The organism is Bacteroides sp. RTP31139st1_H2_RTP31139_211217, assembly GCF_040227615.1.
GTDB classification, from domain to species: Bacteria; Bacteroidota; Bacteroidia; order Bacteroidales; family Bacteroidaceae; genus Bacteroides; species Bacteroides uniformis.
Genome location: NZ_JBCNZM010000003.1, coordinates 35,020 through 44,276, shown reverse-complemented (window position 1 = coordinate 44,276; position 9,257 = coordinate 35,020). Strand labels below are relative to the sequence as shown.

The following is a 9,257-nucleotide window of genomic DNA, read 5'->3' as shown; positions in this document are numbered from 1 at the left end:
TACCAGTATCAGCGGGAAAAGGAATACAAAGTGGAGCTGCTGGACATGCAGCTGCAAGATTATAACGACAGACTGCACCAGGAGCTTCGCTACCTCCCCGACAGCCTATGGACTTCCATGCTGGACAGCTACATCTCCAAGCATGTGAACAAGGAATTGCGCGTCACTGTGGTAGACCTTCATGGCAACGTATTGTTCGACAGCTCCCAGAACGACAGCCATGAACTGGACAACCACATCAAACGCCCCGAAGTTCAGAAAGCGCTGAAAGACGGCAAGGGCTACGACCTACGGCGCATCTCCGAAACCACCGGCAAGACCTATTTCTATTCTGCCACCGCCTACGAAGGCTGTATCATCCGCTCAGCCCTCCCCTACAACGTCAACCTGATGAACAATCTGGCTGCCGACCCACACTACATCTGGTTCACGGTCATTGTATCACTGCTGCTGATATCCGTCTTCTACAAATTCACCTCCAAACTGGGCAGCGCCATCAACCACCTGCGCGAGTTTGCCAAAAGAGCCGACAAGAACGAACCTATAGACATGGACATACAAGCCGCCTTTCCGCACAATGAGCTTGGAGAGATTTCGCAGCATATCATACAGATATACAAGCGCCTGCGCGAAACCAAAGAGGCGCTTTACATTGAGCGCGAAAAGCTTATCACCCATTTGCAAACCTCCCGCGAAGGACTGGGCGTATTCAACAGAGACAAAAAGGAGATATTGGTAAACAATCTGTTCACCCAATACGGCAATCTGATTTCAGACTCCAACCTGCAGGCTACCGAAGAGATATTCTCCATCTGCGAATTCCAGAAGATAACGGATTTCATCAACAAGGCGCAGAAGCGCCCCTCCTACAACGAAGAACGAAGGATGTCCGTACACATCAACAAGAACGGACGCACCTTCATCGTGGAGTGCATCATCTTCCAAGACCTCAGCTTTGAAATTTCCATCAACGACATCACCCAGGAAGAAGAGCAAGTACGGCTGAAACGGCAGTTGACCCAGAACATCGCCCACGAGCTGAAAACCCCCGTAAGCAGCATACAAGGTTATCTGGAAACCATCGTGAACAACGAAAACATTGCACCCGAAAAGATGCAGGTCTTCCTGGAACGCTGCTACGCGCAAAGCAACCGCCTGAGCCGCCTGCTGCGCGACATATCCGTACTGACCCGCATGGACGAAGCCGCCAACATGATTGATATGGAAAAGGTGGACATCAGCATGCTGGTTTCAAACATCGTCAACGAAGTGTCCCTGGAACTGGAACAGAAGCAAATCACCGTTGTCAATTCCCTAAAACCGAAGATACAGTTGCGGGGCAACTACTCTCTACTCTACTCCATCTTCCGCAATCTCATGGACAACGCCATCGCTTATGCCGGCACCAACATACACATCAACATCAGTTGTTTCCGCGAAGACGAGAATTACTACTATTTCAGTTTTGCCGATACCGGCATCGGCGTTTCTCCCGAACATCTGAACCGTTTGTTCGAACGCTTCTACCGTGTAGACAAAGGACGCTCGCGCAAGTTGGGCGGCACCGGCTTGGGGCTCGCCATAGTGAAGAATGCAGTCCTTATTCACGGAGGCACCATCTCTGCCAAAAACAACCAAGGCGGAGGACTGGAGTTTGTATTCACACTGGCAAAAGAGAGATAACAGCCCGTTTTACCACACCAAACAAAATGCTTTGCATACCTCCGGAGAAGGTTCTTGTGGCAAGTGTGGCTTGTATTGGTATCTTTTCACCTTACCGACATGACGGATTGCTTAAATCGCCTTAAGTCACTATCAATCAGAGAGTAATTTTGCCAACCTATTGCCATGCTTTTGGCAAACTTTTGCCATGCCTATGGCAAAGTTTTGCCAACGCGGTGACAAAGTCTTGCCAAGAGGGTGGCAAAACCTTGCCAATTTGTCGGCAAAAAGAAAGAGAGCAGGGAAGAAAATTTATCACCCATAGAATTGTTTTCTCAAAAAGAATCCGTATCTTTGTCATGCATTGGTTCGCTCCCCCTCTTCTGGGAAAGCGATTAAAAGGGAATCAGGTGTAAATCCTGGACAGTCCCGCTGCTGTAAGTTTCGTGCAACGTTGCAGACAATTACTCTATGCCACTGGAATATTCTTCCGGGAAGGCGCCTGCAACAGAAACAAGTCAGAAGACCTGCCATGCATACTTTATCATTGCTTTCGAGGAAAAAGCGTTGAGTCTAATGAGCCGGACAAACCGTCCATCATTTCATTCATCAAAACTAATTCAGAGAAAGTAAAGAAGGTAATAAACTCTGCCAAGTTTATTTGATGATGTCCGGCCGAAGTGATTTCGTCCGGACATTTACATTACAAAAAGTCATATTTAAATTGGTTATTACATAGATTTTGCCTAAATTCGGCACATTAAACTGCAATAATCGGTTTATCCGTTAACCTATTGTCAAATTATTAAAGATACAGAGTCTATGGAATTACCATTTGCCGAAGCATGGAAAATCAAAATGGTGGAACCTATCCGTAAAAGTACCCGCCAGGAACGCGAACAATGGCTGAAAGAAGCCCACTACAACGTATTCCAACTCAAATCGGAACAAGTTTATATCGACCTCATCACCGACTCAGGCACCGGCGCCATGAGCGACCGCCAATGGGCAGGCATGATGCTGGGTGACGAAAGCTATGCCGGAGCCACCTCATTCTTCAAACTGAAAGAAGTCATCACCCGCCTCACCGGATTTGAATACATTATCCCCACCCACCAGGGACGCGCTGCCGAAAATGTACTCTTCTCCTACTTGGTGCACGAGGGCGACATTGTGCCGGGAAACTCCCATTTCGACACCACCAAAGGACATATCGAGGGACGCCGGGCATTGGCTCTGGACTGCACCATAGACGAAGCCAAACAGACACAGCTGGAAATTCCCTTCAAAGGCAATGTAGACCCTAAAAAACTGGAAAAAGCATTACAGGAACATAGCGAACGGATACCGTTCGTCATCGTCACCATAACCAACAACACTGCAGGCGGCCAGCCGGTTTCCATGCAGAACCTGCGCGAAGTCCGCGCCATTGCCGACAAGTACGGCAAGCCCGTTCTCTTTGACTCGGCACGCTTTGCGGAAAATGCCTACTTCATCAAAATGAGAGAAGAAGGTTACCGCAACAAGAGCATAAAGGAAATTACCCGCGAGATGTTTGACCTTGCCGACGGTATGACGATGAGTGCCAAAAAAGACGGTATTGTCAACATGGGCGGATTCATAGCCACCCGCCGGAAAGACTGGTATGAAGGCGCCAAAGGCTTCTGCGTGCAGTTCGAAGGCTACCTTACTTACGGAGGCATGAACGGTCGTGACATGAACGCCCTTGCCATCGGCCTGGATGAAAATACTGAATTTGACAATCTGGAAACCCGCATTCACCAGGTGGGCTATCTAGCCATGAAACTGGATGAGTACGGGATACCCTACCAACGTCCCGCAGGCGGCCATGCCATATTTGTGGATGCCCCCAAAGTGCTGACACATGTGCCCAAAGAAGAATTCCCGGCACAAACACTGACCGCTGAGCTCTATCTGGAAGCAGGCATACGCGGCTGCGAAATCGGGTATCTGCTGGCAGACCGCGACCCGGTGACCCGCGAAAACCGCTTCAACGGCCTGGACTTGCTTCGGCTTGCCATCCCCCGCCGCGTGTATACCAACAACCACATGGATGTGGTGGCAGCCGCTTTGAAAAATGTATATGACAAACGGGAAAGTATTACCCGCGGAGTGCGCATCACCTGGGAAGCTCCGTTGATGAGACACTTCACGGTACAACTGGAAAGGCTGTAAGAGATTTACAGACTCAATGTCAAGACAAAATCCGGAAACAAATAATAATGAATAGTGAACCGGCGTTTCTCCACCGTACGATATTCTTCGGCGGAGAATACGCCGCTTTCATTTACAGCAAAAGGCAGAATGCGCATGTGCCCGCGAAAATCAACCTCGGAAGCATTCAGGCATTTGAACATGGTCTCCTTAGCCGACCAGTGCAGCAACAGTGACCAAGTGTCGGTTCCGCGAAACACGGATGGCTGTTCATCTTCGCGCATGAATTTATGTGCCACCTTCCTTACCCGCTCACCATACTGCTCGATGTCAACACCCACTTCCCGACCCGGCAATCCCAAGACAACAGCCACATAACCTTTCGTATGCGAAATACTGATAGAGGCAGAATCATCTGCCAGATAAGGTTTCCCACTGGGATGATAGGCAATCTCTTTCTCTTCTCCCGACAGAGTATAAAGCAATACGCGGACAGCCAGCCACTCCAAACGGCGGTGTGCCGCGGTGAAGCGCCGCATACCTTCCCGGTATACTTCCTGATGAGGAAGCATGGCCAGCAATTCCTCCGGAGATTCCTCCGTTTTCCAAATTCCCCATCGACTGGGAAGAGCGGTATGTTGCAAGAAGAGGGGCACGGAACAATTTAAAAATTAATAATTAAAAATTAAAGGGAAGAAGAGTTGGGTTCTGCCGGGGCATTTACTGTGAACTTCACTTTCAGGATACGGCGGTTGTCCATCTCCAACACCTCAAACTCATAACGGCCGTAGGTCACCTTTTCATGGAGAGCAGGAAATTCCCCCTTCAGTTCCAGCAGAAGTCCGGCAAGCGTATCGGCATCCCCTGCCACCTCATCGAACGTTTCCTCGTCTATCTTCGTTATTTTATAGCACTCAGTCAGCTGGGTCTTGGCTTCAAATACCCAAGTGTGGTCATTCAGTACGGCATATGTACGTTCTTCATCATCGTATTCGTCATGAATTTCGCCCACAATCTCCTCAATAATGTCCTCCATGGTGACAATGCCCGACGTACCACCGAACTCATCGACCACAATGGCTATATGAATCTTGTTTGCCTGGAAATCGCGCAGCAAATCATCAATCATCTTGGTTTCGGGCACAAAATAGGCGGGCCGGATAAGCGACTGCCAACGGAAATTATCCCCTTTGTTCAGATGGGGAAGCAAATCCTTGATATAAAGCACCCCCTTGATATTGTCACGGCTATCCGCATAGATGGGAATACGGGAGTAGACATTCTCTACGATGCACTTCACCACATCTTTGAAAGGGGTACGGATATCCAGGTCCACCACATCAAGGCGAGAGGTCATGACCTCCTTGGCCGTTTCCCCGCCAAAGCGGATGATACCTTCCAGAATATTATTCTCCTCCGAAAGCTCTGCCTTGTCGGTCAGCTCCAACGCATGCGAGAGTTCATCGACCGATATGTTATGGTTCTTGCGGACCATATGCTTGTTCAAGAAAGAGGTGGAACGTACCAGCATAGATGCCATCAGATAGAATACGGAACGGCAAAACGTGATGCCGGGAGCGGCAAAACGGCAGAAAGCCAGCGTCTTCTGAGCCGAATATATCTTAGGCATGATTTCACCGAAAAGCAACAGCAAAAATGTAAGGACTACTGTCAGAATGAGGAACTCTGCAATGGGAGAATGAAATTGGAACACATTCATAAAGAAGAAGTTGCAGAGCATGATTATGGTTACATTCACGAAGTTGTTCGTAATCAGAATCGTTGCCAACAAACGTTCGCTGTTGTCCAGCAGATTACTGATTTTCTCATCCGAAGGATGCTTTCTCTCCGCTATTGCATTCAGGTCTGACGGAGAAAGAGAGAAAAAGGCTATTTCGGAAGCTGATGCAAAACCGGAAACAAGCAAAAGCAAACCTGCCAACACAATGGCTACAACGGCCGAAATAGAAGGAGTCTGTACGGATATACCGTTAAAAACATCTGCCAACTGGCATAAATAAGCGTCTGGGTCCAAAGATTTTGGTTTTAGTTAAACAATTAGAACGGCAAGTCGTCCGTCGGGTTATCTTGTGCAGGGGCAGCCTGCGGTTGTACTGGTTGTTGTGGCTGGGGGGCGGCTCCCGCCTGCGGCGCATAAGGGCCAGCACCGGGAGTTGCCGTTCTCGGAGTCAGCATCTCCATATTGTCGACAAATATCTCAGTCACATAACGCTTGATGCCTCCCTGGTCATCGTAAGAACGGGTACGTATCTTACCTTCCACGTAAAGCTTATCGCCTTTATGCACATATTTCTCAACGATTTCGCCTAAACGGCCACGGAATATCAGGTTATGCCATTCGGTACGGTCCGGAATCTGCGTACCATTCTGCAAAGTGTATCCTTTCTCCGTAGTGGCCAAAGAAAGCTGGGCAACACAGTTTCCACCTTCATAATAGGTTATTTTAGGGTCTTGTCCCACATTTCCTATCAATATCACTTTATTTACTGACATAAGCTTCTATTTTATTAATTTGCTGCCAAAATTAACGAGAATATTCACACCATGCAAGAATACAAACAACTTTTATACATATTTCTCCAAGAAAGCATGTATAAGGCGGGGCACCGCATAACGACCCAAATCTTCGACTGCAACCCGTTGGTAACTTGAGAAGGAGCTCGAATTATCGGGCAGAGTAACCTCGTAGAAGTTGGTGTAAATCACTCTGTGGGACAATACATGTTTCACCCCCCGAAGCAGTGTACGGACCATCCGCACCTCTCCCTCTGCAAACAGCGCATGAAACTGCGGACATGCCAGAAATTCCTCTTCGGATAAATCTTTTTCCGTTTCAACCAGAGGCAATTCAAAGAGATTTTTCCAGATATCGTCCTCCGTCCTCTTATGTATCAAGGTATGCGCGCCCATGCGTACATATATATAATTAAAATAGCGGTTGGTGGTCTTGGTTCTGTGCTGCTTCACGGGCAGTTGCTGCACTTTTCCTTCAGACAATGCCCGGCAGCTGCCGGACAAAGGACAAAACAGACAGTTGGGCGACTGCGGCGTACACTGCACGGCTCCGAAGTCCATAATTGCCTGGTTATAATCTGCCGGCCTGGATTTATCGAGCACCTCACCCGCCAAAGCGGTAAAAGTCTTTTTCCCTTCAGTAGAATCAATGGGAACATCAATGCCGAAATAGCGGGAAAGCACCCGATACACATTCCCGTCGACCGCCGCATAAGGCATGTCATAGGCAAAGGAGCAGATGGCCGCTGCCGTATAATCCCCCACTCCCTTCAAAGCACGTACCTCTGCATAGGTTTTCGGAAATGTCCCCTTCATGCTTTTGGCTGCGGCATGCAGGTTGCGGGCACGCGAATAGTACCCCAGGCCCTGCCAATATTTCATCACTTCGTCCTCGGACGCAGCAGCCAGCGACACCACATCCGGGAAGCGTTTTATGAAACGCAGAAAATACTCATACCCCTGCGCCACTCTTGTCTGTTGTAAGATGATTTCAGAAATCCATATCAGATAAGGGTCCGTGGTATTTCGCCACGGAAGGTCGCGTTTGTTCTCCGCATACCAGTCCAACAATGTTCCGCTAAAAATATTCATGCTGCAAAAATACTTCATTTTCAGCCTAACAAAGCTTAATGCCAAGACTTTTTTAGAAAATTGTCCGAAATATATTTTTTAGAGCCACGGAAAAGCTATATATTTGCAGTCCAAAAAATTAGGAAAACTATAGTAATAATATTTTTTTTAAAGAAAAATGACTAAAGCTGATATTGTAAACGAAATTACAAAGAACACCGGAATTGATAAGACAACCGTACTTACAACCGTTGAAGCATTCATGGACGCAGTAAAGGCATCTTTATCCAAAGATGAAAATGTTTACCTCCGCGGGTTTGGTAGTTTTGTAGTGAAGAAAAGAGCTCAGAAAACTGCACGCAACATCTCCAAGAACACTACAATAATCATTCCGGAACATAACATTCCGGCATTTAAGCCTGCAAAAACGTTCACCCTCTCAGTGAAGAAATAATAAACAATAGTATTAACCCATAAAAATTTTGAAGCTATGCCAAGCGGAAAGAAGAAAAAAAGACATAAAATGTCTACGCACAAGCGTAAAAAAAGACTAAGAAAGAACAGACATAAAAGCAAAAAGTAATTTTTAGTCTGAAGGACAAAATAAAGAACAAACTTGTGAAGCAAAATGTCTCGCGGGTTTGTTCTTTGTTTAAGTAGTAAATAGAATCATTTAAAAGCCAATTATTGTGACAAGCGAACTCGTTGTAGACGTACAGCCCAAAGAGGTATCCATTGCACTGCTTGAAGACAAGCAGCTGGTGGAACTCCAGAGCGAAGGAAGAAACATCTCCTTCTCGGTGGGCAACATGTATTTGGGACGCGTCAAAAAATTGATGCCCGGCCTGAATGCCTGCTTCGTGGACGTGGGTTACGAGAAAGACGCTTTTCTTCATTATCTGGACCTGGGTCCTCAATTTAACTCGTTAGAGAAGTACGTAAAGCAAACTTTAAGCGACAAGAAGAAGCTGAATCCCATTACCAAAGCAACCATACTTCCCGACCTTGAAAAGGACGGAACGGTTTCCAACACACTCAAGGTGGGACAAGAAGTAGTGGTGCAAATTGTCAAGGAACCGATCTCTACCAAAGGGCCGCGACTGACTTCCGAACTTTCCTTTGCCGGAAGATACCTCGTGCTGATTCCCTTCAATGACAAGGTTTCCGTATCACAAAAAATTAAATCGAGCGAAGAGCGCGCACGCCTCAAGCAACTGCTGATGAGTATCAAGCCGAAAAACTTCGGCGTCATCGTCCGCACCGTGGCCGAAGGAAAACGTGTTGCCGAGCTCGACGGAGAGCTTAAGGTATTACTGAAACATTGGGAAGATGCCATTACAAAAGTACAGAAGGCCACCAAATTTCCGACACTGATTTACGAAGAAACCAGCCGTGCCGTAGGACTGTTGCGCGACTTGTTCAATCCTTCCTTCGAAAACATCCACGTGAACAACGAGGCTGTGTACCACGAAATCAAGGATTACGTAACCCTCATCGCCCCTGAACGGGCAGGAATCGTGAAGCTGTACAAAGGTCAACTCCCCATTTACGACAATTTTGGTATCACCAAACAAATCAAGTCATCATTCGGCAAGACCATTTCATACAAAAGTGGTGCCTACCTGATTATTGAGCATACTGAGGCGCTTCACGTAGTAGACGTGAACAGCGGTAACCGCACCAAGAATGCCAACGGGCAGGAGGCCAACGCACTGGAAGTGAATCTGGGCGCAGCCGACGAACTGGCACGCCAGCTCAGACTAAGGGATATGGGTGGTCTCATCGTAGTGGACTTCATCGACATGAATGAAGCC

The 9,257-nt window shown here is 47.5% G+C and carries 8 protein-coding genes and 1 riboswitch; of the genes, 4 read left to right on the top strand and 4 right to left on the bottom strand.

Going from position 1 to position 9,257, the window contains the following annotated elements:
* Together ABUA47_RS01000 and ABUA47_RS00995 are read left to right on the top strand one after the other, a co-directional pair.
* Window positions 1-1,683: ATP-binding protein (locus ABUA47_RS01000; RefSeq protein ID WP_349831377.1), on the top strand; the 1,683-nt coding region annotated here is incomplete at its 5' end.
* A gap of 327 nt (window positions 1,684-2,010) precedes the next feature.
* Window positions 2,011-2,212: riboswitch (cobalamin riboswitch) on the top strand.
* A 272-nt stretch (window positions 2,213-2,484) separates the two neighbouring features.
* A complete protein-coding gene (locus tag ABUA47_RS00995) occupies window positions 2,485-3,858 on the top strand; it encodes a tryptophanase (RefSeq protein ID WP_005826739.1) in 1,374 nt (457 codons plus the stop codon).
* Between the two features lie 5 nt (window positions 3,859-3,863).
* On the opposite strand, the gene ABUA47_RS00990 is transcribed toward ABUA47_RS00995, so the two are convergent.
* The 4 genes from ABUA47_RS00990 to mutY all read right to left on the bottom strand — a co-directional run bounded on the left by ABUA47_RS00990 (window position 3,864) and on the right by mutY (window position 7,464).
* Window positions 3,864-4,493 carry a 4'-phosphopantetheinyl transferase family protein gene (locus tag ABUA47_RS00990; RefSeq protein ID WP_035449394.1) on the bottom strand — a complete coding sequence of 210 codons (630 nt, stop codon included), beginning with the start codon at window positions 4,491-4,493 and terminating at the stop codon, window positions 3,864-3,866.
* A gap of 29 nt (window positions 4,494-4,522) precedes the next feature.
* Entirely contained in the window at window positions 4,523-5,872 is a 1,350-nt protein-coding gene (gene gldE, locus ABUA47_RS00985; protein ID WP_349831376.1) for a gliding motility-associated protein GldE, read from the bottom strand.
* Between the two features lie 23 nt (window positions 5,873-5,895).
* Entirely contained in the window at window positions 5,896-6,351 is a 456-nt protein-coding gene (locus ABUA47_RS00980) for a single-stranded DNA-binding protein (RefSeq protein WP_005826745.1), read from the bottom strand.
* Between the two features lie 72 nt (window positions 6,352-6,423).
* A complete protein-coding gene (gene mutY, locus ABUA47_RS00975) occupies window positions 6,424-7,464 on the bottom strand; it encodes an A/G-specific adenine glycosylase (RefSeq protein WP_008663717.1) in 1,041 nt (346 codons plus the stop codon).
* A gap of 157 nt (window positions 7,465-7,621) precedes the next feature.
* On the opposite strand from mutY, the gene ABUA47_RS00970 reads away from it, so the two are divergent.
* Both ABUA47_RS00970 and ABUA47_RS00965 read left to right on the top strand, forming a co-directional pair.
* The gene (locus ABUA47_RS00970; protein WP_005826750.1) at window positions 7,622-7,897 is read left to right on the top strand and encodes an HU family DNA-binding protein; all 276 of its coding nucleotides are present in this window, start codon (window positions 7,622-7,624) and stop codon (window positions 7,895-7,897) included.
* Between the two features lie 235 nt (window positions 7,898-8,132).
* Window positions 8,133-9,257 (top strand): Rne/Rng family ribonuclease (locus ABUA47_RS00965; RefSeq protein ID WP_349831375.1); only part of this gene is annotated, 1,125 nt, incomplete at its 3' end.

Excerpts from the sequence above, each read along its gene's own strand:
- ABUA47_RS00995 (WP_005826739.1), top strand. The coding sequence starts at position 2,485 with ATGGAATTACCATTTGCCGAAGCATGGAAAATCAAAATGGTGGAACCT.
- ABUA47_RS00980 (WP_005826745.1), bottom strand. The coding sequence starts at position 6,351 with ATGTCAGTAAATAAAGTGATATTGATAGGAAATGTGGGACAAGACCCT.
- mutY (WP_008663717.1), bottom strand. The coding sequence starts at position 7,464 with ATGAATATTTTTAGCGGAACATTGTTGGACTGGTATGCGGAGAACAAA.
- ABUA47_RS00970 (WP_005826750.1), top strand. The coding sequence starts at position 7,622 with ATGACTAAAGCTGATATTGTAAACGAAATTACAAAGAACACCGGAATT.